General features: G+C 71.4%; 20 protein-coding genes and 1 tRNA gene. 11 read left to right on the top strand and 10 right to left on the bottom strand.

Annotated elements, in window-relative coordinates:
• Positions 1-197: 197 nt before the first annotated feature.
• From AB0D94_RS30840 to AB0D94_RS30810, 7 genes are all read left to right on the top strand, one after another.
• Positions 198-1,406, top strand: coding sequence for an MBL fold metallo-hydrolase (locus AB0D94_RS30840; protein WP_362058513.1), 1,209 nt, complete (start codon positions 198-200; stop codon positions 1,404-1,406).
• A 362-nt stretch (positions 1,407-1,768) separates the two neighbouring features.
• Entirely contained in the window at positions 1,769-3,829 is a 2,061-nt protein-coding gene (locus AB0D94_RS30835; protein WP_362058510.1) for an ATP-binding protein, read from the top strand.
• A 35-nt stretch (positions 3,830-3,864) separates the two neighbouring features.
• Entirely contained in the window at positions 3,865-4,299 is a 435-nt protein-coding gene (locus tag AB0D94_RS30830) for a roadblock/LC7 domain-containing protein (protein WP_362058585.1), read from the top strand.
• Positions 4,300-4,424: 125 nt separating this feature from the next.
• Positions 4,425-4,763, top strand: a complete 339-nt coding sequence (locus AB0D94_RS30825; RefSeq protein ID WP_362058507.1) for a DUF742 domain-containing protein — start codon at positions 4,425-4,427, stop codon at positions 4,761-4,763.
• Entirely contained in the window at positions 4,741-5,469 is a 729-nt protein-coding gene (locus tag AB0D94_RS30820) for an ATP/GTP-binding protein (protein WP_362058504.1), read from the top strand. Before AB0D94_RS30825 ends, AB0D94_RS30820 begins: the two co-directional genes overlap by 23 nt.
• Positions 5,466-6,011 carry a GAF domain-containing protein gene (locus tag AB0D94_RS30815; RefSeq protein ID WP_362058501.1) on the top strand — a complete coding sequence of 182 codons (546 nt, stop codon included), beginning with the start codon at positions 5,466-5,468 and terminating at the stop codon, positions 6,009-6,011. Before AB0D94_RS30820 ends, AB0D94_RS30815 begins: the two co-directional genes overlap by 4 nt.
• An 82-nt stretch (positions 6,012-6,093) precedes the next feature.
• Positions 6,094-6,456 carry an MmcQ/YjbR family DNA-binding protein gene (locus AB0D94_RS30810; protein WP_362058498.1) on the top strand — a complete coding sequence of 121 codons (363 nt, stop codon included), beginning with the start codon at positions 6,094-6,096 and terminating at the stop codon, positions 6,454-6,456.
• A gap of 102 nt (positions 6,457-6,558) precedes the next feature.
• On the opposite strand, the gene AB0D94_RS30805 is transcribed toward AB0D94_RS30810, so the two are convergent.
• Both AB0D94_RS30805 and AB0D94_RS30800 read right to left on the bottom strand, forming a co-directional pair.
• Positions 6,559-7,473, bottom strand: coding sequence for a transketolase C-terminal domain-containing protein (locus AB0D94_RS30805; RefSeq protein WP_362058495.1), 915 nt, complete (start codon positions 7,471-7,473; stop codon positions 6,559-6,561).
• Positions 7,474-7,508: 35 nt separating this feature from the next.
• Positions 7,509-8,210 (bottom strand): transketolase, encoded by a 702-nt coding sequence (locus AB0D94_RS30800; protein WP_362058492.1) that lies wholly within the window; start codon positions 8,208-8,210, stop codon positions 7,509-7,511.
• 147 nt (positions 8,211-8,357) lie between these two features.
• On the opposite strand from AB0D94_RS30800, the gene AB0D94_RS30795 reads away from it, so the two are divergent.
• Both AB0D94_RS30795 and AB0D94_RS30790 read left to right on the top strand, forming a co-directional pair.
• Positions 8,358-8,434: transfer RNA gene (locus AB0D94_RS30795), tRNA-Pro, on the top strand.
• Positions 8,435-9,789: 1,355 nt separating this feature from the next.
• Positions 9,790-10,347 (top strand): DM13 domain-containing protein, encoded by a 558-nt coding sequence (locus AB0D94_RS30790; protein WP_362058489.1) that lies wholly within the window; start codon positions 9,790-9,792, stop codon positions 10,345-10,347.
• A gap of 97 nt (positions 10,348-10,444) precedes the next feature.
• On the opposite strand, the gene AB0D94_RS30785 is transcribed toward AB0D94_RS30790, so the two are convergent.
• From AB0D94_RS30785 to AB0D94_RS30775, 3 genes are all read right to left on the bottom strand, one after another.
• On the bottom strand, positions 10,445-10,978 hold the full coding sequence (locus AB0D94_RS30785) for a hypothetical protein (RefSeq protein WP_362058486.1): 534 nt from the start codon (positions 10,976-10,978) through the stop codon (positions 10,445-10,447).
• A 27-nt stretch (positions 10,979-11,005) separates the two neighbouring features.
• Positions 11,006-13,807 (bottom strand): DNRLRE domain-containing protein, encoded by a 2,802-nt coding sequence (locus AB0D94_RS30780; protein WP_362058482.1) that lies wholly within the window; start codon positions 13,805-13,807, stop codon positions 11,006-11,008.
• A 625-nt stretch (positions 13,808-14,432) separates the two neighbouring features.
• The gene (locus AB0D94_RS30775) at positions 14,433-14,843 is read right to left on the bottom strand and encodes a MerR family transcriptional regulator (RefSeq protein ID WP_362058479.1); all 411 of its coding nucleotides are present in this window, start codon (positions 14,841-14,843) and stop codon (positions 14,433-14,435) included.
• Between the two features lie 408 nt (positions 14,844-15,251).
• Between AB0D94_RS30775 and AB0D94_RS30770 the strand changes: the two genes are divergently transcribed.
• Positions 15,252-16,757, top strand: coding sequence for a SulP family inorganic anion transporter (locus AB0D94_RS30770; protein ID WP_362058476.1), 1,506 nt, complete (start codon positions 15,252-15,254; stop codon positions 16,755-16,757).
• Positions 16,758-16,832: 75 nt separating this feature from the next.
• Here AB0D94_RS30770 and AB0D94_RS30765 read toward each other — a convergent pair whose 3' ends face one another.
• From AB0D94_RS30765 to AB0D94_RS30745, 5 genes are all read right to left on the bottom strand, one after another.
• Entirely contained in the window at positions 16,833-18,716 is a 1,884-nt protein-coding gene (locus AB0D94_RS30765; protein WP_362058582.1) for an NAD(P)-binding protein, read from the bottom strand.
• Between the two features lie 26 nt (positions 18,717-18,742).
• On the bottom strand, positions 18,743-18,919 hold the full coding sequence (locus AB0D94_RS30760; RefSeq protein WP_362058473.1) for a hypothetical protein: 177 nt from the start codon (positions 18,917-18,919) through the stop codon (positions 18,743-18,745).
• Between the two features lie 26 nt (positions 18,920-18,945).
• Complete coding sequence (locus AB0D94_RS30755; protein ID WP_362058470.1) at positions 18,946-19,200, bottom strand: hypothetical protein; 255 nt, start codon at positions 19,198-19,200, stop codon at positions 18,946-18,948.
• Positions 19,201-19,316: 116 nt separating this feature from the next.
• Entirely contained in the window at positions 19,317-19,982 is a 666-nt protein-coding gene (locus AB0D94_RS30750) for a response regulator transcription factor (protein ID WP_362058467.1), read from the bottom strand.
• The gene (locus AB0D94_RS30745) at positions 19,979-20,932 is read right to left on the bottom strand and encodes a HAMP domain-containing sensor histidine kinase (RefSeq protein ID WP_362058463.1); all 954 of its coding nucleotides are present in this window, start codon (positions 20,930-20,932) and stop codon (positions 19,979-19,981) included. Before AB0D94_RS30745 ends, AB0D94_RS30750 begins: the two co-directional genes overlap by 4 nt.
• A gap of 277 nt (positions 20,933-21,209) precedes the next feature.
• On the opposite strand from AB0D94_RS30745, the gene AB0D94_RS30740 reads away from it, so the two are divergent.
• Positions 21,210-21,676 (top strand): TrkA C-terminal domain-containing protein (locus AB0D94_RS30740; protein WP_362058460.1); only part of this gene is annotated, 467 nt, incomplete at its 3' end.

Here is a 21,676-nt window from a genome sequence, read left to right as displayed (position 1 = left end):
ATGCCGCGCGGCCACGGGGATGCCGTCCGGCGGGGGATGCCGGGCGGCCGCGACACGGGTGTACGGCTGAACGCAGGTGAGCACGGCCGAAACGCGTGTGGACAGGGGCCGGAAGCGGAATCCTTGGGGGCGGGTGTGCGTTGGGATGGTCGTAGACCCCTACGGCCACGCATACCCCCATCCTCCCAGGAGGCGCCTTGACCGGCTCCCGTCCCTTGCGTCCACGGCTGCGCGCGCTGCGGCCCGAAGCCTTCGGCGCGGACCCGTCCGGCGCCCGGCTGGAGCGGATCCGCCGCTCGCCCAACTTCGCCGACGGCGTCTTCCAGAATCCGGTCGGGGCCCGGACCAGGCCCTCCGGGTCGATGAAAGAGTTCGCCAAGATCTACTTTCACAAGGAACAGCGGCTCCGCAGGAGCCCGGGAGCCCCGATCCCGGTGCACCCGACCACCCTCGCCGATCTGGCGAAGCCCCCGGTCAGCGGGTTGCGGCTGACCTGGATGGGGCACTCCAGCGTGCTCGCGGAGATCGACGGACGCCGGGTGCTGTTCGACCCGGTGTGGGGTCAGCGGTGCTCACCCTTCCCCTTCGCCGGCCCCAAGCGGCTGCACCCCGTGCCCGTGCCGCTGGCCTCGCTGGGGGAGGTCGACATGGTGGTCATCTCCCACGACCACTACGACCACCTGGACCTGCCGACGATCAAGGACCTGGCCGGTACGGACACCGTCTTCGCCGTCCCGCTCGGCGTCGGCGCGCACCTGGAGCGCTGGGGGGTCCCGGCCGACCGGCTGCGCGAGCTCGACTGGAACGAGAGCACCAAGATCGCGGGACTCTCCCTCACGGCGACCCCCGCCCGGCACTTCTGCGGCCGCGGCCTGCGCAACCAGCAGCACACCCTGTGGGCCTCCTGGGTGGTGGCCGGGGACGAGCACCGGATCTACCACAGCGGGGACACCGGCTACTTCCCCGGTTTCAAGGAGATCGGCGCCGAGCACGGGCCCTTCGACGCCACGATGATCCAGATCGGGGCCTACTCGGAGTACTGGCCCGACATCCACATGACCCCCGAGGAGGGCATGCGGGCCCACCTCGACCTCCAGGGCGGCACGCCGCACGGCACGATGCTGCCCATCCACTGGGGCACCTTCAACCTGGCCCCCCACCCGTGGGACGAGCCGGGCGAGGGCACGCTGTCCGCCGCCGAGGGAGCCGGGGCGGCGGTCGCGCTGCCGATCCCGGGCCAGCCCTTCGAGCCCGGCGGCGCAGGAGTCCCGGCCGTGCCGTGGTGGCGTCCGTTCGTGGCCGCGGGCGCGCCCGTGCCCGCCCTCGAGGCCTCCCCCCGCCCGGCACCCGCCGGCCGGCCCGCGACGGCGACCACCCGCGAGGAACCCGAGGCGGTCGGCTCGTAGGGCTCGTAGGGCTCGTAGGTCCTGTCCGCCTGGACAGGCAGGCAGGGTCCGGCCCCCTGACCCCCGGGGTCAGGGGGCCGGACACGTCACGGGCCGGCGTCGGTCTCGTCAGGGGAGTCCGGACGCTGTACGCGGGCTCTGACACCCCGTGCCCGGACCCCGCAGGGGGCGTGCGGAGCCGCGCCGCGACCCCGGGGAATCGGGCTGTCGTGCGAGCGCTCCACCGGGAGCGGTAAGCACCCCGGCGAACTTCCCCAACTGGCCGTCCCGGGCGGGAGCATGCGGTCTAGCGTGGGTATCCGGTGATCAACACCGGGCCCCGGGAACTGCTGGGGGCCGGGCCCCACGTACCGAGGACGCCGATGTCCGGACTCCGAGCCGCCCGCCACTCCCCGTCGAGACACGCCGTTACCGGTCCGGGCCGGCAGATACGCCCCCAACTGCTCCGCGCCGCCCTGCTGCCCACGCTCGCCGCCGGGCTCAGCGGCGCCGCCGCAGTGATCTTCACGCTGCAACTCGGCGGGGGAGCCGGCGACCGCGACGCCCGGCTGTGGCCGGTGCTCACCGGCTGCGCCCTGCTCGTCGCCGGGGCCCTCGCCGCCGCCCTGCTCGGCGCGCAGCGCTCAGCCAAGGCCGTCCAGGACCGGTGCGAGGCGCTGCGCCGCTCCAGCGTGCGCGGCCGCCAGGAACTGCGGACCGCCGCAGAACGGCTCGAACGGGGTGAGGTTCCGCCCCGCCCGGTGCGCGGAGGGCCGACCTCGCCGCCGGTCGGCACCGACCCGTCCGGGGTGGACGAGTTCTGGCTGCTCTCGCAGGAGTTGCGCGGCGCCCGCGAACAGGCGCACGCGACCCTCGTACGGCTGGCCGGACCGGTCACCCCGTCCGACAGCGAACGGAAGGTCGAGGTCTTCGTCAACCTCGCGCGGCGCCTGCAGTCCCTGGTGCACCGCGAGATCTCGCTGCTGGACGAACTGGAAGACACGGTCGAGGATCCGGACCTGCTCAAGGAGCTCTTCCACGTCGACCACCTCGCCACCCGGATCCGCCGCCACGCGGAGAACCTGGCCGTGCTCGGCGGCGCGGCCTCCCGCCGCCAGTGGACCCGGCCAATCGACCTGAGCGAGGTGCTCCGCTCCTCGGTCGCGGAGGTCGAGCAGTACACCCGGGTCAAGGTGGTGCCCCCGTCGGGCGGCAGCGTCCGCGGCCACGCCGTCGCCGACGTGGTGCACCTGCTGGCCGAACTGGTCGAGAACGCCACGGTGTTCTCCGCCCCCGACACCGATGTGGTGCTGCGCGCCGAACGGGTCACAGCCGGGATCGCCGTCGAGGTGGAGGACCGCGGACTGGGCATGCCGGCCGAGGAGCAGCACCGGATGAACGCCCTGCTCGGCGACCCCGACCAGATCAGCGTCCGGCACCTGCTGGCGGACGGCCGCATCGGCCTGTTCGTGGTCTCGGCGCTGGCCCGCCGGCACGGGATCGCCGTCGAGCTCAAGTCCAACATCTACGGCGGGGTGCTGGCCGTACTGGTGCTGCCGCAGGAGCTGCTGGGCGCGGAGGCGCCGGGAGCCGATGCCGCCGCGGGGGGCTCCCGCGCCACTTCCTGGGGGACCGGGGAGGGGACGGGGGTGCCGCCCCTGGAGCCGGTACGGGTCGCGCTGCCGCGGCAGGAGCCGCCGGGTGCCGGGCCGGCCGCACCGCTCTGGTCGTACGGTACGGAGGCGCCGGAGCCTCCGCCGGCCGCTGTGCGTGCTCATGCGCCTGCCTCCGCTGCCACGCCCGCTGCCGCTCCCGCGCCTGCTGCCGCGCCTGCCCCTGCCTCCGCCCCCGCCTCCGGTCCGTCCGTGGCAGCGACCCCGGCCGGGGCCGGGGTCGGGGCTGCAGCCGGGGGCCGCACCCCGGCTCCGGTTCCTGCTCCGGCCCCGGTCCCGGATCAGGTCCCGGATCAGGTCTCGGTCCAGGCTCCGGCGCCGGTTCCGGCTCCGGTTCCTGCGCCGGTCGGCCTGGGCCCCGGCTCCGGTCCGGACCCCCGCCTGGAGATCTGGTCGCAGGCCCGTCCCGGGACCCTGCCCGCGCCCCGGCCGGGGGACCGCCCCGAGCCTTCGACCGCTGCCGCCCCGGCGCCCGTGGCGGAGCCGGAGCGAGGGCCCGAGTCCTCGTCCGAGGCCCGGCTCGCGATCTGGTCGGAGCCCCGGGCCGGGGCCCAGCCCGAGCCGCAGCCCGGCACCCCGGCCGGTTCCCCGGCCGAGAAGCGGCGGCCGCCGCTGCCGCGTCGCCGGGCCCAGCAGCACCTCGCGCCCCAGCTGCGCGAGGCACCCGCCCCCCGGCGGACCGGCGACAGCGAACAACCCCTGCACGACCCGGGCCTGATGGCCGCCTTCCAACGGGGCTTCGGCCGCGCGCAGTCGGAGCACCGGACATGACCCCCACCCCTCACCTCAGCAAGGAGCGCACCCCCATGGGCGGCGAAGTGGCGACGAAGACCGGCAGTCGGCTCTCGGACCTCGACTGGCTGCTGAGCGGCCTGGTGCAACGCGTGCCCTACACGCGCAGCGCCGTACTGCTCACGGCGGACGGGCTGGTGACCTGTGTGCACGGCCTGGACGCCGACAGCGCGGACCACATGGCGGCCCTGGCCTCCGGGCTGTACTCGCTGGGGCGCAGCGCCGGATCCCGGTTCGCCGACGGCGCCGAGGTCCGGCAGGTGGTGGTCGAGCTCGACTCCGCGCTCGTCTTCGTCTCGGCGGCCGGTTCCGGGACCTGCCTGGCGGTCCTCGCCGACCGGGAGGCCGATGCCGGGGTGCTCGGCTACGAGATGGCGATGCTGGTCAAGAGTGTGCGTCCGTACCTGGCGGCCCCGCCGCGGCGGCCCGTCGCCGACCCGGAGCGATGAGGGCCCACGCGAGGGGGGCCTACGCGAAGGGATCCTCGTACGGGACGGCTACGAGTACGGGGTCAGGGTCAGGGGCGGGGAAGGGGCGGGACACACCGTGGCTCGACGACTCGGCGGGCCGGGTCATGCGCCCGTACACGGCCAGCGGCGGGCGGACCCGGCCGGGCGTCGCGCTCGACCTGCTCTCGCTGGTGACCGCGACCGGCGTACGGCCGCGGGGGCCGCTCGGCGCGGAGCACGCCCTCGCGCTGCGGCTCTGCGCGGGGTCGGCCGCGGTCACGGTCGCCGAAGTGGCCGGGCAGCTGCGGCTCCCGGCGGTGGTGGTGAAAGTGCTGCTGTCGGACCTGATGGAACACGGGGCCGTGATGGCGCAGTCGCCCCGCTACCCGGGCGGTGGGTCCTTCGCCGCCGATGACCAGAACCTTCTCCGGGCGGTGCTCGATGGCCTACGCAAACGACTGTGACACGGCGGATCCGGTGGCCCCGGCGGTCCCGGCGACCTCGCCCCCCGTGACGCTGAAGATCCTGGTCGCGGGCGGATTCGGCGCGGGCAAGACCACCTTCGTGGGCGCGGTCAGCGAGATCGAGCCGCTCAGCACCGAGGAGCTGCTGAGCGGACTCAGCGAGGCCGCGGACCCGCTGGAGGGGGTCGGGGAGAAGTCCACGACGACCGTGGCGCTGGACTTCGGCCGGATCACGCTGGACGAGCGGCACGTGCTCTACCTCTTCGGCACGCCCGGGCAGCAGCGCTTCTGGTTCCTGTGGGAGGAGATGTGCGCGGGCGCCCTCGGGGCGGTGGTGCTCGCCGACACCCGCCGGCTCGCCGACTGCTTCGCCGCCGTGGACTTCTTCGAGCGGCGCGGGATCGGCTTCATCGTCGCCGTCAACGAGTTCGACGACGGTCACCGCTACGAGCCCGAAGAGGTGCGTGAGGCGGTGGGACTCGGGCCGGACGTGCCGGTCGTACGGTGCGACGCGCGTCTGACGAGCTCCGGGACCGGGGCGCTGGCCGCCCTCGTCCGCCACCTCCTGTGCATGTCCACCGTCCGCTCGTCGTCCGCAGCACTGGCAACGCGCGCATCGTCCGTATCACCTGCATCGCCTGCATCCGCATCACCTGTATCGCCTGTATCACCTGCATCGTCTTCGGAGTCGGGGGAACCGTCATGACGTACTACGAATCGACCGGACACCTGCTGCTCACACCGGTGGACCGGGAGGCGCCCGCACGGGTCGTGAGGCTGCGCCAACTGGGCCTGGGGGAGCGGACGGACGCGGACCTGGACGCCTTCGCCCGGCGGGTCTGCGAGGCACTGGACGCCCCGTACGCGGGGGTCAACTTCATCGGCGAGGAACGGCAGTTCTTCGCGGGCCTGCACCACGCCGCGCAGGCCCGGCCGAGCGGCTACCCGGCGAGGGTCCTGGCCCGGGACCACGGCTACTGTCCGCACGTGGTGGTGCGGCGGCGGGCGCTGGTGCTGGAGGACGTACGGGACTTCGCGCGCTTCGCGGGCAACGCGGTGGTCGACGAGAGCGGGGTGCGGTCCTACGTGGGCGCGCCGCTGACGGACCGGCAGGGGGTCGTGCTCGGCACGGTGTGCGCGGTGGACGTGGTGCCGAGGCGGTGGGGTACGGAGGGACTGGCCACGGTCAAGGCGCTGGCGGCGGAGCTGGTGGCGCTGCTGCACGAGCGGGAGGACCGGTCGGCCTGAGGGCGGCGCCGGGCGATTGTCGGTGGCGGGGTCTACGGTCGTCGGAGAAGGATTCACCGGAGGCCGGAGAGGAGCCGCGGGGATGGCCACGACCGCGCAGGACGTCCGCACGATCGCGCTGTCGCTCCCGGACAGCAGCGAGAAGCTCGCCTGGGGCATGCCCACCTTCCGGGTGGGCGGGAAGATCTTCGTCGCGCTGGCCGACGACGACACCTCGATCGGGGTCAAGTGTCCCAAGGAGGACCGGGCCGGGCTGATCGCGGCGGAGCCGGAGAAGTTCTTCATACGCGAGGGCCACGACGACAACTACGCCTGGCTCCGGGTCCGGCTGGCGGCGGTGCAGGACGCGGAGGAGCTGCGCTCGATCCTCACGGACTCCTGGCGCCAGGCGGCCCCGAAGCGGCTGGCCGCCGCCCATCCGGAGCTGGGCGGCGGCGCGGGCTGAGGCGGCGCGAACTCCGGGCGGCACCGGCTGAGGCGGTGCGAACTCCAGGCGGCACCGGCTGAGGCGGCGCGAACTCCGGGCGGCGCGGGCCGGCCGGGAGGGTCAGCGGCTCGCGACGGGCTGCCGGCTGAAGGAGGCGATCCGTTCGCGCAGGGAGCGCGGGTCCAGGCCGTGGGCCGCGGTGTGCTCGTCGATCGTGCCGTAGCGGCGCAGCTCGGCGCGGCCGACACCGAGACCCAGGATCCGGTGCGGCTGCTCGGCCAGGGCCTCGCCGGCCGCGGCCGTGGAGGTGCCGGCCAGGTAGGGCTCGACGAGGACCACGTCGGCCCTTGCGCGTCCGACGGCCTCCTGGAGGGCCGCGTCGTCGAAGGGCCGCACGGTTGGGGCGTAGAGCACGGTCACGTCCAGGCCCTCGGTCGCCGCCAGGACGTTGTCCAGCAGCGGGCCGACGGCGACCACCACACCGGCGCGGCCCTCCCGCACGGTCTGGAAGCGCAGCCCCCGCACCGGGCGCGCCGCGGCGTTCGACTGCTGGGAGAGGCGGACGTACACCTTGTCGTCCCCGGCGGCGTAGGCGTGGCGCAGCAGCGCCTCGGCCTCGTCCGGGTGCCCCGGCACGTGGACCGTCCAGCCGTCGAGGGTGTCCAGCAACGCCACGTCGCCCGGTGCCATGTGGGTGAACCCGCCGGCCGGCCAGTCGTAGCTGGCGCTCGCGCTGACCAGCACGCCGCCCGTGCCCTGGTGTCCGAAGTCCAGCTTGACCTGCTCGAAGGGCCGCTCCACGAGGAAGCTGGCGAAGGTGTGGACGATCGGCCGCAGGCCGGTGAGCGCGAGGCCGCCGCCGACGCCCACGAGGAGCTGCTCGCGGATGCCGACATTGATCACCCGCTCCGGATGGCGCCGCTGAGCCGGACGGAACCCGTCCATGGTGATTTCCGCGAGCACGAGTGCCAGCCGCGGGTCCTCGTCGAGCAGCCGCGACGTGACCGAGATGAAGCGCTCCCGCATGGTGTCCATTGCCGTCCCCTGATCCCTGTTCCTCTGGTGCTGTTTCAGTGCTTCTTCTCGACGCGGGCGACCACGACGTGCGGCCGGCCCGGATGCGGTGCGGTGAACGCGGCGTGCAGTGCGGCGTGGTCGCGCCCGTCCACGGTGACGGCCGACCAGCCGGCCGCCTCGAAGCGGGCCGCGATCCCGCCTGGCCAGCCGTGGGTCGCGGAGTCGTTGTCGATCACCACGGTGTGCAGCCGTTCCAGCCCGGCCGAGCCGGCGTAGGCCAGTGCCTCGTGGTTGCTGCCCTCGTCCAGCTCGGCGTCCCCGATCAGCACCCACACGGCCGGCTCGTCGAGCCCCTGCGCCCGCAGCCCCAGCGCGGTGCCGACGGCGAGGGGCAGACCGTGCCCGAGTGAGCCGCTGCCGATCTCCACGCCGGGGATCAGGGTGCGGTCGGGGTGGTGGCCGAGGGGGGAGTCGTAGGAACCGAAGCCGCTCAGCCACTCGACGGGGAAGAACCCCTTGGCGGCGAGGACGGCGTAGTACGCCATCGGCCCGTGCCCCTTGGACAGCAGGAACCGGTCCCGCTCCGGGTCCTCGGCGGTCCCGGGCCCCACTCGCAGCACGCGGTCGTAGAGCACCCAGAGCACGTCGAGGGTGGAGGTGGCGGCGGTCCCGTGCTTCTCGGCCCCGGTCATGAGCCCCATGAGCGGGCCCAGATCCTCGTGGCGGACCTCCGGGTCCGCGGTTGTCTGTGTCATGCACCTACCGTGCAACCTCAAGTTTGGTCGAGGTCAAGTGGTGCCGGGAGCGAATCCGCAGGAAGAAAGGTGCGCGCGACCACCCCGGGAAGTGCGGTATTGTTCTCCTGCGCGTTCAACCAGGGGAAACCCCAGGTCAACGGGCATCGGGACGTGGCGCAGCTTGGTAGCGCACTTGACTGGGGGTCAAGGGGTCGCAGGTTCAAATCCTGTCGTCCCGACCATTGCGGAAACGCAGGTCGGAGGCCGTTCTCTCATCCATGAGAGGGCGGCCTTTCGTGCGTCCGGGGCCGTGGTGGTCGCAATGTGGTCGCACCTCCGGTGTGTGGCCGGTCGGCCGTGGCGCTGAAGCCGGGGACTGCGGGGGAGCGGAGTCGGCGGAGGGCTTCGCGGAGCCGGTGGATGTGGTCGCGTGGTGGTCGCAGCGACGCCGTGTGCTCCGGCTGATGGCTCGCCGGCCTCGCCCTCGAGGAAGCGGCTCAGGGCCTGTTCGGCCGTGTCCTGTGTGGGGAATCCGCCGCGGCGCACCGTGGTGCGGCGGTGGTCAGGGGTGGGGACATCGACGGCGAAGCCCCAGGTGCCGTGCTCGCTGTCGGTGACCAGGCGGGGCAGTGTGTGCCGAGCTGGTGGTGCTGGGTGTCCCTGCAGCCGCAGCGGCGGTAGATGCGGCCGCGGCCGAGGTTGGTACGCATGGGGATCGCCTCCGGGGGGCGGATGGAGTGGGTACCTCCAGCCTGAGACCACAGGCGACCACCACGCCGCTCACGAGCGCCGTGACCAGCCGATTTCCCTTGTTGCCGCGTCCAAGGGCGGCGGCCCCGGGACCACCAGCAGATTTTTCGTGTGGTGGTGCACGGCCCACACCTGTGATGACCAGGGAAAACGATCGCCTTGGTGATCTTTGGTTGGGACTTGGCCCGGGTGTGGCCCGGATCTTGGAGCAATGGAGCGTTCGATCGCCGTCCGTATCTCCGCCGCCGCAAAGACCCGCGTCGGCGTGCTCCCGTCTACCTGCCGCCCATCCCGGATTCGGCCGCTGTCGCGATTCACCGGGCGACCACTGCGTCCGCCTGAAGGGGTCGCCCCCCTCGGAGGGCAGGTGCCCTCGGAAGGCCACCTTGGCGGGCGCATCCGTCACGCCACGAGCAGCGCTTCACAGTGACTTCGACTCCTTCCCGATGACCCACCACATGGAGTGCGTGGCGATCCGTGAACTGGTGCGGGAAGGCATCTGACCTGAGGTTTTGTACGTACGCAGTATGTGCGCTGTGGGCGTTGCGGGCGATGCAGGCCGTCCGCGATGTCGGCCTGTAGGACTTCCGGCCAGCGGCGCGTCAGTTCGATTGAGCCGCCTCCCCGACCGGTTCGGTACCTGTGGGAGGCGCCTTCTTGATCGCGGTAGGCGAGGTGCGCGGCTTCCTGGATACCCATCGAGTCGCACCACCGGTGTCTCGCCTGATGGTCTGGTGTGGGTATGGCTCGCGACGAGGTGCCATCCTCGTTGGTCGGCCAGGCGTGGCGACGCAGGTCGTGGAAGCCGTCTGCTCTCGGGCGGGAATCGGATGGAGTGGGGTAATTCATGGTGCGCGGGCAGATATCGAGTCGGCCGGTCGTTCTCACCATCGCGGTGGTGGCGGTCGCTGTGATCGGCGTGGGCATGTATCTGTTTCAGCCTTGGAAGGTGTGGCAGGACGAGACGGTGAAAGAGGCCCTGCCCTCCACGACAGTGTCGGCACCGACCGCGTCGACCCCGTCCGGTGCGAGCTCGGCAGCGCCTGCGGGCCCGCAGACCGTCGCCACCGGACAGCTGATCAGTCATGAGCACACCACGACGGGCACGGTGAGGATTGTCCGCTTGGTGGATGGTTCGCACACACTGCGGCTGGAGAACCTCGACACGAGCAACGGTCCCGACCTGCACGTGTGGTTGACGGATGCGCCGGTGAAGCAAGGCAAGGCGGGCTGGGAGGTCTTCGACGACGGCAAGTACGTCAGCCTGGGCAAGCTCAAGGGCAACAAGGGCGATCAGAACTACGAGCTGCCTGCCGGTATCGACGTTTCCCAGTACACGAGCGTGAGCATCTGGTGCGACCGCTTCAACGTCTCCTTCGGAGCCGCCGCCCTTGCGAGTATATGACGGGGCAGCAGGCGGCAGCGGCCCGCCGGCGTGAAGCCGGCGGGCCGCTCACCGACTCGGCGGTGCTGACGCTAGGTGGTGCTCATCCTGCGGCTGCTCAGGCCCGCTTGACGGTGAAGGCGCACCAGGCGGTCCACTCGGAGACCGTGCCACCGTCCTTGACGCGCATCCGCCAGCGGTAGTCGCCGTCGCCGAGCTTGCCCTCGGGGAGCTGCAAGGCAGCGTCGTGGCTGTTGTCACTGGTCAGCTGCTTGCGCACGAGCTGCTTCCCGTCAGCGCCGTCGACTTCGAAGACGACCTTCCGGCGCGGGCCCGCCGCGTTGCCGCCCTCCGCGGTGCCCGGAGGGGCGATCGACTCCAGCGTCGCGGCGAGGGTCGGCGAACCGCTGGTCACCAACGGCTTGCCGACAGCGGAGCCGCAGAACTGGAATCCCGCGTAGGGGCCGTCGGAGATGCGCGGCGTCTCGGGCGTACGCAGCAGCAGGTCGGCCGAGCCTGCCGCGGTCTGACCGTCGGTGCCGGTGAGGGCGCCTGCCAGGGGTGCGGCGGCCGCTCCGATGGCCACGGCCGCGATGACCGAGAGGGCTGCCAGGCCGGGCCTCACCCGGCGGGTCTTGTTCCACACACGCATGGCTGTCTCTCTCTTCCTCACGGGTGGCTACTTGACGTGGAGCGTGTGGGCGGGCTCGGGCGGGGCGATCTGGGTGCACTTGTACGAGGTCCAGCGGTGCTCCGCGACCAGGCGCTTGCCCACTGCCTCGCATCCGCCGAGGTTGCTCAGGTCCTCGTACTTCACCCAGTCGGCGGCGGTGTTGGCCTTGAGGCGGTTGGCCGACCCGTGTCCGGCCGCCTTGCCGCCGGCGGCCACGCCGTCGGTGCCGTCCCAGCGGTAGTGCACGCCGAGCCAGACGCGTCCGACCGCGTTCTCCGTCGCCGCGGCCGAGAAGGTGGTGAAGGTGCGCGTCACGCCGAGGGCGTTGGGGTCCTCGGTGGTCGCCGTCCACGTCATCTGGTCGGTGCCGAACCAGTCCTGCATGGCCTTGGCCCAGGCGCCGGCGAACGTGGCGTGACCGGAGACATAGGCGGGGAACGCCGGGCTGAAGTGGTTGCCGTTGCGGTCCTGGGACAGCGGCTGCCAGTTCGGGTCGCCGACCGTGTTCGGGTTGCCGTCGCCGTCCACGCGGACCGCACTCTCCGGCCGCCACAGGTCGATCTCGGTCTGGTACTTGGCGTCCCATGCCGTGATGCCCGCATCGGCCATGGCGAACGCCGTGAGCGCGAACAGCTTGGCGTTGCCGGAAACCGTCAGCTTCTGCTGCTGGGAGAGGATCTGGGTGTGCTCGAAGAGCTGACCCGGCGGCTTGTAGGTGCCGTCGAGGTCGTTGGCCCAGAACAGCGCCGCCTTGGACTGGTCCGCGGTCCTGGTGGTGGAGGTGGCCCCGCCCAGGCTCTTCACGTCGTTGAACTGGTCGGTGTACGCCTGGCTTCCCAGGAGGCCGGCCATGGTCGTGTGTCCGGCCGGTCCGGCGGGCCGGAACTGCGCCGAGGAGTCCATGCCGAACGGCTTGACCTTGCCCCACTCGGGGGTGACGCCGTTGCCGGTACCGGTCGGACGCCAGTAGCCGGGCGTCAGACTGCCGGTGTACGGGGCCGCGGGCGCCGAGCCGTCGTTCTCCCGCGCGGTGATCATCGCGGCGGCGGCCCTCTGGCCCACCTCGGTGCCCGCCGCCCGCTGTTCGGCGGTGACGGCGGCCGGGATGGTGGAGCGGGCGGCCGTGATCTCGTCGTCGAAGTTCAGCTGTGGGTAGACGGACTTCAGGACCTCGAACGCCGCGTGGTCGATGGCGCTGTTCACGTCCGGCACGGCACCGTTGGTGGCGGTGGCCTTGACCAGGTAGGCGTCACCGAGGCACTTGGCGGCGCCCTCGGCGCAGCGAGCGGAGTTGGCGGCGTCGTAGACCGCGCCGTGCATCATCGCGCCGGCCCGCGCCAGCGGCCCGGGGGCGCCGCCGACCTGGCGGTAGGTCTCCTGGAGCACGTCGTTCCAGTAGACGACGTGGTCCTTGACCGGGTCGGCCGGAGTCTCGTACGTGACCAGGATGGACGGCGGGTTGGCGGGCGCGTCCGCGGAGGCGAAGATCTTGAACGCCTTGTAGTCGGCCTCGTCCGTGGCGCGCAGTCCGATGGTGTCCACGGTGCGGTCGGTCTTCGACCACTGCTGCACGAGCGGCGTGATGTCCTCCGACAGCCAGCGCGGGCCGCAGTCGCCGTGCCCGTAGGTCTGGGTCGAGGAGGTCACCTTCGAGCGCCAGGCGGGCTGGGTGCTCCAGCGGGTGGCGGCGGAGGCAGTACCGGTGTCCCAGATCTCCCAGGACCGCGGCTCGCAGGAGTCCGACCACACCGAGTACAGGTTGAGCTCGGCGTTGAGGACGTCCTGCCCGGTGACCGACCCGTTCCGCGGGAAGTTGATGAACGACCGGGCCTCGGTCTTCTGCCAGGCGCGGCCGAGTTCCAGGCCGACGTTCCCGGAGAAGTCGTCCGTGGCGCCGTTGCGGACGAACGTGTCGAAGTTCTGGCCGAAGTACACCGCGGGGTCGATCGTGACGGGGTACTTGGTTTCCGCGTCCGCGAGGAAGGCCTTGTCCGCGGTGACCTTGAGGTCGAACTCCTCGCCGCGCTGCACGACGTCCAGGTCGACGGGAGCTCGCCTGGCACCTTCGCGGCCGGTCTTGTCGCGTGAGGCGTCCCACATGAAGGGAGTCGGCAGCTTGCCGATCTCCGTGCCCGTCCTGGCATCGGTGAGGCTGACGGACTTGTCGGACTGCTGGGCGGCCTTGAGGCCCTTGGCCCGTACCGGCAGGGTGAAGGAGGCGGCACGTTCGGCGGCCGACCGGTCCTTGGCCACCAGGTACTGCTCGAAGCCGGTCCTGGTGGCCTCGATGACCAGGTCGGTGGCCGGCAGCACGTTCACGTACGTCGCCTTGACGCCATCGATCACGGGCTCGGGCAGCGCACCCTTCCAGCCCAGGGAAACCGCCTGCTCACCGCTGCCGAGGGTGACCAGGTCCGCGCCGGCCTCACCGGTGCGCCCGGCGAGCTTCAGGCCCCGGGGGTGTGCTTTGGAGCGCACCGAACCATCCGGATTCTTCACCAGCGAGACATCCACCGGCACCCAGCTGCCGTTCTCGCGGTAGCGCACCGGGCCCGCGAAGGACTCCACGGACATGGTCCCGTCGGGGTCCGCCCACAGCGTGGTGGTCTCGGTGCGGGCCTCCACCACCTCGATCCGGCGCCCTTGAGCCTGTGCCGTGAGACGGGCCGCGGTTTCCGCACGGTCCTGGATGCTGCGCGTGGCGCTGCCACGTCCGGTGGCGGGTGATTCAGCCGCGTCAGCGGCGGGAGCGGTCACTGCCGCGACGCCGGCCTGCGTCAGCAGGAGCAGGGCAAGGGGTAAGGCCATTCCGCCGCGCTGGAGGGTGGTCCGCGCCGGCCCTCGCGACCGGCCGGCGGCCCCTGTTGATCTGTGCACGCTGTCAACTCCTGGTAGTCAGGGGAAGGTTGGGACAGAACAGACGTGCGGATGCTGTCAATGAACACCGGTGGTGTCCATGTGGATTCTCAACGTGTGGGAGTGATCATGGCGACGCCGGAACTGGGAACTCCAAACGGGCGAGGGAAACAGGATGCTCGCCATCCGCTTTGAGGTGCCTGCGGGGCGGTGACCTGGGTCGTGGGGCGAGCCCGCGCCTTAATGCAGGTCGTCCAAGAGCGTGGTGACGCCGGACGCGGGAGGTACACCACCAGGCAGCAGCTGCCGCGAGCACCAGTGCGGCGCGCCTGCAGCTGAGGCCACTCGGCGGATATCGCGTAAAGGGCGGCGCCCGCGATCGTGAGGATCGCGCCCATCACTAGCAGGGGCGAGGCCGGACAGCGGGTGGGTCGCTGGAGTCTTTCGGACGGCGCGGGCAGGTACGCGCGGACGGTCCATCCATACGGGCCGCTGACAGGAGGGCCCTCGTCACGCGCAGCGTGGCACAGACTGACTGCGGCCGGTGGCTGTACGGTCTCTTGGCCGGGCTCGCGGCTCAGGACCCGGCGGGTGCGGTCTGGTGCAGGCGCGTGCGGAGTGTTCCGGCGAAGTCCTCGGCGCGGGCCAGCTGAACCCGCAGCCTGTCGACCTGCTCGGTAGCGGCCTGCTCGTACTCGCGCACACGCTCTAGCAGGGCCTCACGTGCATCGGTGTCGAGTGCGTCATCGCCATCCAGACGATCGGTGGCGGCCAAGAGGTCGCGCATCTGGTCGAGGGTGAAGCCGAGGGGCTTCATGCGGCGGATGACCATGAGCCGCTGCACGTCGCTCTCGGTGTAGAGGCGAAAACCGCCCTGGGAGCGGGCCGAGGGGACGACGAGGCCGGTTTCCTCGTAGTGCCGGATCGTGCGCAGCGACAGCTCCGTTCGCGCGGCGACCTCGCCGATCTGCATGTGCTTGTCGTCCACGCCCGTACTCCTGGCCCTTCCCATCGTGGCGGGCCGCGTCCTGCGACCCCACCGATCTCTACTCTAACGTTAAGGTAGAGTTGCTGGTGAGTGGGCGGGTCCTGGCCTCCCGTGGTGCAGCTGTGTCGGGGCCGATGGTGCCCCCAGCGAAGATCCGATTTCGCAGGAGCCAAACGTGCGCGAGTCCATGACGCCCAGCGCTGCCGCCTGCCCACCGTGATACTTCGCTTCGGATGCGAGTTGCCCGGCCGCGTACTGCGCAGGCCCGCCGCATCCAACTTTCCGAACTTCCGGCCCGCCTGATTGTCCGGGCCGACCGCGGGGTCGCCGGCCCGGCCGCTCCGCGTTCTCCCGCACACCCCTGCCTGCCCGGAGCGGTGTGCCCGAGCACGACAGGTTCCTACTCCCTTGTCTTCTGCTTCGCTGACGTCCCCCGCCGCGCGCCTGCGCGGCCTGCGTCCCGACTGGCTGAACAACCCGAAAGTCTGGCGCACTGAGGTCCTGGCCGGCCTGGTCGTCGCGCTCGCCCTGATCCCCGAGGCGATCTCGTTCTCGATCATCGCCGGAGTCGACCCGGCGGTCGGTCTGTTCGCCTCCTTCACGATGGCCGTGGTCATCTCGATCGTGGGCGGGCGCCGGGCGATGATCTCGGCGGCCACCGGCGCGGTCGCGCTCGTGATCGCACCGCTCAACCGTGAGCACGGCTTCGGCTACCTCGTGGCGGCAGTCGTACTGGCCGGCGTCATCCAGGTCGCGCTCGGCGCCCTCGGCGTCGCGAAGCTGATGCGGTTTGTTCCGCGCTCGGTGATGGTCGGCTTCGTCAACGCCCTCGCCATCCTGATCTTCATGGCCCAGGTGCCCGAGATGACGGACGTTCCCTGGGCCGTGTACCCGCTGATCATCGGCGGCCTCGCGCTGATGGTGTTCTTCCCGAAGGTCACCACCGTGATCCCGGCCCCGCTGGTCTCCATCGTCATCCTGACCGTCATCACGGTCGCTGCCGCAATCGCCGTGCCGACCGTGGGCGACAAGGGAGCCCTGCCGTCCTCCCTGCCCGTCCCGGGCCTGCCGGACGTGCCGTTCACGATGGACACCCTGACCACCATCGCCCCGTACGCGTTCGCAATGGCGCTCGTCGGCCTCATGGAATCCCTCATGACGGCCAAGCTCGTCGACGAGATCACCGACACCCACTCCTCCAAGACCCGCGAGTCCGTCGGCCAGGGCATCGCCAACATCGTCACCGGATTCTTCGGCGGCATGGGCGGCTGCGCCATGATCGGCCAGACCATGATCAACGTGAAGGTCTCCGGCGCCCGCACCCGCCTGTCCACGTTCCTTGCGGGCGCGTTTCTCATGGTGCTGTGCATCGTCTTCGGCCCGGTCGTCTCCGACATCCCGATGGCCGCCCTGGTCGCCGTGATGGTCATGGTGTCGTTCGCGACCTTCGACTGGCACTCCATCGCCCCCAAGACCCTCAAGCGGATGCCGGCCGGTGAGGTCGCGGTCATGGTCATCACCGTGATCTGTGTGGTCGCCACCGACAACCTGGCCATCGGCGTCGTCGTCGGCTCGGTCACCGCGATGGTCATCTTCGCCAAGCGCGTCGCCCACCTCGCCGAAGTCACCCCCGCCACCAGCCCCGACGGCACCAGCGTGATCTACACCGTGACCGGCGAACTGTTCTTCGCCTCCTCCAACGACCTCGTCGGCCAGTTCAACTACACAGGCGACCCGGACAAGATCGTCATCGACCTGTCCGCCGCCCACATCTGGGACGCCTCCTCGGTCGCAGCCCTGGACGCCATCGAGACCAAGTACGCCCAGCGCGGCAAAACGGTCGAGATCACTGGTCTCAACGACCCGAGCGCCGACCTCCACGGCAAGCTCACCGGCGAACTCGCCAGCCACTGAATCCACCTACGCGAATGAAGGACCCCGGGGCCACGGCCGGGGTCCTTCATCGTTCTCGGCTACCAGATCCCGGCGTCATAACCGTGCGTGTGACATTGATTCCAGCCCGGCCAGACTTTTGACGCCCGGCTTCGGAGGGCTGATTTCTGTTGCGGGGTTCCCGAAGGCCCCCTGCTTCATCCCTTGGTGATGGAGGAGTTCGGCGAGGCCTTGGCGGGTTGCGGCGATGACGACTCGGTCGTTGGGGCCGAGGAGGTGTCCGGGGTGGAGGTCGAAGAGTAGTCCGCTGTCGTGGCTTTGGCCGTCGAGGCGGGTGGCTCGTAGGTCGGGGCGCCGGTCGGCGGGGTCCGTGGTGTCCAGGGCCAGGACGCGCCAGTGGCCCGGGTTGAGAGTGTCGGCGATCGTGCGTCCTTCGAGCTGAGGCAGGCCGGCCACGTCGATGGCGGCGAAGAGCAGGACGCGGCGCTCCACGGGTATGGCGCCGAGGATCTGGCGTCCCATCATGGCGGTGGCGAAGGCGGGGGCCGCCAGGGAGGTGACGCTGCGGCTTCGGGTCAGGGCCTGGGGGTGGGCGGTGCGCAGGGTGCGGTGGACTGCGGTGGCGAACTCGTCGTCGTACAGGCGCAGGGCAACCCTCTGCTCGGGGGCGATATTGCGGGCGCAGAGGATCGCTTCGAGATTGGTGGTGCCGGAGCTGGTGAGCGCGAGGAGGGCGTGGGCGCGGTGAATCCGGGCGGCTTCGAGGACGCCGTCCTGTGTGGCGTCGCCGAGGATGACGGGTACGCGCAAGCTCCGGGCCAGGGCGATGCCGCGGGCTTCGGGGTCTTCTTCCACGCAGACGAGGGGAATGCCGAGTTCGCGCAGGCGGGCAAGGACGCGGGTGCCGACCCTGCCCAGGCCCAGCAGGACGACGTGGTCGGTCGTGCCGCGCGGGGGTCTGCGCAGGGCGGATGCGGAACGGAAGGACCCGGACGCTTCGAGGACGGCGGCGACCAGGACCGGGAGGAGCAGCAGGCCCACAAGGCCGGTGAAGAGCTGAAGGAGTCGACGTTCGGTGGGGTCGCCGACGGCGGGATCGTTTATGGAGAAGAGGTCCAGGAGGGTGATGTCGGCGGCGTGGACGAGATGGTCGCCGGTGGTGATCGCGGAGGTGATCGCGATGGCGGTCACTGCGGCTGTGAACCCGGCCAGTGACCAGCGGACCCGGCGCGAGAAGAGCTCCATCACGGGCAGTCGGGCGGTGCTGAGCCTGCTGGGTGCCCCGGTCGGCGGGGCGTGCGACACGGCTTCGAGAACGACCGCGCCCCTTTGCGCTGACTGCGCGATTTCCATCGCAGCGGGCAGGAGCCGGGGCCCGGCCACTCCGCTGCGGTCTGATCCCTCGGTTCCTGCGGGGTCCTCGGTGGTGGAGGAGAGAAGGGCCAGCGTGCACAGGACGGGTCCGGTGGCGGTGCGCCGCTGCTGTGGGGTGCGTTCGATGGCCCGGAACAGCAGGCCGTCGGCTTGGAGGACCTCGCTCGTTCCGGCGACGACGGTTGCCGCGAGTGCGGGGGCGGCGGTGTCGGCGTCCGAGAGGACGGTGATCGCCGACTCGCCCGCTGAACCGCCGGCGACGACGGCGGCCTGGTCGAGGAGCTGGGCGAGGTACCGGCCGAGTTTGCGGTTGTAGAGGCGGATGACCAGGCGGACCCGCGGGTTGATGCGGCGGGCCGTGAGCGCGGCGCGAATATTGGTTTCGTCGTCCTCGTAGACCGGCGCGAGCGCCGCCGTCTGCGCGGCGCCCGCCTCGCGCAGGGCGGCGGCGTCCGGGGCGTCGGCTTCCACGATGCGGGTCGTGGGTGGGGGCTCGGGGCCGATCGTGTCGGCGTCGGGCACAAGGAGTGTGACGGGCTGGCGGTAGATGTCGTGAAGCTCGCCAGCAAGCCGTACGGCGAGAGCGTCGTCGCCGCAGACCACCATCGGCTGGGGTGCCGTGTCGCGGTGCGTCACCTGACCCTCCTGATCCGCAGGCGCTGCCGCAGCCCGTTGGCCGCTTCACCCACCGCGATCAGGAGGACAGCAGACGCGCCGCACCCGAGCAGGGTCACCGGCCTGTCCGCGGCCACGCTCGCCAGGAGCAGTACGAGCGTGACGAGCGCCCACCACACCAGGAGCGATGCCACCTGGCGCCGCCCGTTCCGTATCCGTATCACGGGGCGCCCTGCGGGGTGCCCGTCGGGGACGCGGGCTGCCAGGAGTGCTCGTAGGCCGGCGGGTTCCACGGCTCTTTGGCGGGTGACGGTGCGAACGGCCCGGCGCGGTTGGCCATGAGGATCATCATCGTGGCGGCGAAGAGCAGGCTGATGACGATGAGGGCGAGGCCGACGGGGTTGCGCGGATTGTAGGTGTAGCGACTGGTTCCCCACTTGCTGCGTTTGAAGACCGGCTCGTCGTCGTGGTGCACAGGCTTTCCCCCCGGTTCGAAGTTCCTTGGGCGCCGCCGCGCACAGGCGTGAGCGCGGGCGGCAAGATGGCTTGCAGCGTTCGGCACGTCCCCGGGGCACGCCGGGGCGGCTACGGCTACGGCTCGATCAGGCCGACGCGGATCGCGTAGCGGGTGAGTTCGAGGCGGTCGCGCAGGCCGAGTTTCTGGAGCAGGTTGGCGCGGTGGCGTTCCACGGTCTTGGGGCTGATGACGAGGAGGTCGCCGATCTCTTTCGAACTGTGCCCTTCCGCGACGAGCTTGAGGATCTCCTCCTCGCGTTCGGTGATCGGCCGCTCCGGGAGCGGGCCGCCGGTGCGGGCGCGGTCGAGGTAGGTGCGGATGAGGGTGGTCTCGGCGCCGGGGTAGATGAACGGTTCGTCGCGCAGGGCGGCGCGGCAGGCTTCGACGAGGTCGCGGTCGGCGACGGATTTGAGGACGTAGCCGGAGGCGCCTGCGCGCAGGGCTTCGAAGAAGTACTGCTCGTTGTCGTACATGGTGAGCATGAGGATCCGCAGGCCGGGGCGGATGCGGGCGAGTTCGCGGGCGGCCTGCAGGCCGGTCTGGCGGGGCATGGCGATGTCGAGGACGGCGAGGTCGATGTCGAGGCTGCGGGCCTGGGTGACGGCTTCGGCTCCATCGGCGGCCTCGGCGACCACGCTCAGGTCGTCCTCGGCGTCGAGGATGAGGCGCACGCCGCGGCGGACGAGGGTGTGGTCGTCGGCGAGCAGTATGCGGGCGGGCCCGGGTGCGGGCTGGGTCATCGGGTGGCCCCCGTGGTGTCGTGGATGTCGAGGCGGACCTGGGTGCCGCCGTGTGGGCCGGCCCCGACGAGCAGTTCGGCCCCGATCAGCAGGGCGCGTTCGCGCATACCGCGGATGCCGGCGCCCTCGGGTGCCTCCCCGAGGCCGTGCCCGTTGTCCCGCACCAGCAGCCCCACGCCGCCGCAGGCCAGGGGCCGCAGATGGACCTCCACGCGGGTGGCGCCCGAGTGGCGGGCGGCGTTGGTCAGGCCTTCCTGGGTGACGCGGTAGAGGACGAGTTCGGCGGCCGGGTCCAGGTGGGGCAGGCCGGGGGTGATGTGCGCGGTGACGCCCAGGCGCGGAGTGGTGAACTCGGCGGCCAGGGAGCGCAGTGCGCTGAGCAGACCGAGTTCCTCCAGGACGCCGGGGCGCAGCCGGCGGGCGATGCGGCGGATCTCGTCCAGGCTGGCGCGGGTCGTCTCCTGCGCCTGGTGCAGGTCGGCGCGGACCGGTTGGGGGGCGCGGTCGGCCGCGTGCTTGAGCTGGAGGAGGACGGCGGTGAGGGTCTGGCCGATCTCGTCGTGGAGCTCCTGGGCAATGCGCTTGCGTTCGCCCTCCAGCGCGGTGAGCACCCGGCCGCTGCTGGTGGCCCGCTCGGCTTCGAGACGGTCCAGCATGGCGTTGAAGCTCTGGGTAAGGGCGGCGATCTCCCCGCCGCCGGTGACGGTCGGGCGGGCTCCGGGTTTGAGGAGGTCGGCGGTGGCCATGGCCCGGTTCAGGCGGGCGAGCGGGGCCAGGCCGACCCTGAGCAGGACCGCGTTGATGACCAGCATCGCGGCCAGCCCGCCGAGCAGCACGAGCGCCTCCCCGAACAGGACCGGCGTGGAAACGGTGACCGGGCCCAGCAGCAAGGCCACCGCGCAGGCCAGCACACCGGCATTCAGAAGGAAGATCCGCCAGTACAACGACACGGCCACACGCCTTTCCAGCCGGTCCCCCAGCATCCGCCACGGCCGCCCGGCCGCCCATCTCGAGACACGATGACCTGCAGCGGAACCCACTTCCCCACCCCATCCTCACCCCGGTGGCAGACTGCTGTCCATCCGTGCCGACACCCATATTTCGGCCCGCCGGAAAGTGGCACGATGGGTCCGCCGAGCGGCCGACTCCTGCCCGAGATCGCGCTGCCGCACAACGGCATTCACGTACGGAACGAACACGAGGGGGACAGCTGTGCCTGCTCCACGGATGAGCACCACACCACTGCCCGGCATCGGGGTCCAGTACGACCTCACCACGCGCGAACACCGCCACCTGTCGGTGATCGCGCACCGCGACGGAACCCGGACGGTGAACCTCTACCGGGCCGACGACCCCGACGCCTGCGCCCAGTCGCTGCACCTGACCGCGGCGGAGACCACCTCGCTGATCGACGCGCTGATGCCCGCGCACCACAGCCCGAACCTCCTGCACACCACCGATCTCGGGCTGGTGGCGGAGCGGATCGTGCTGTCGGCGCACTCGTACTGGAACGGCCGGGTACTGGGCGAGACCCGGATGCGGACGGAGACCGGCGTCTCGATCGTGGCCGTGCTGCGCCGCGCGGAGGCCCGCCCCTCGCCCGCGCCGGACTTCCGCCTCGCCGGCGGGGACACCCTCATCGTCATCGGCACCCGTGAAGGCGTCGACGCCGCCGCCGCGATACTCGGACGGGA

It is taken from the genome of Streptomyces sp. NPDC048255, from assembly GCF_040652415.1.
In the GTDB taxonomy this organism is placed as follows: domain Bacteria; phylum Actinomycetota; class Actinomycetes; order Streptomycetales; family Streptomycetaceae; genus Streptomyces.
This window is presented reverse-complemented; position numbering and strand designations above follow the sequence as displayed.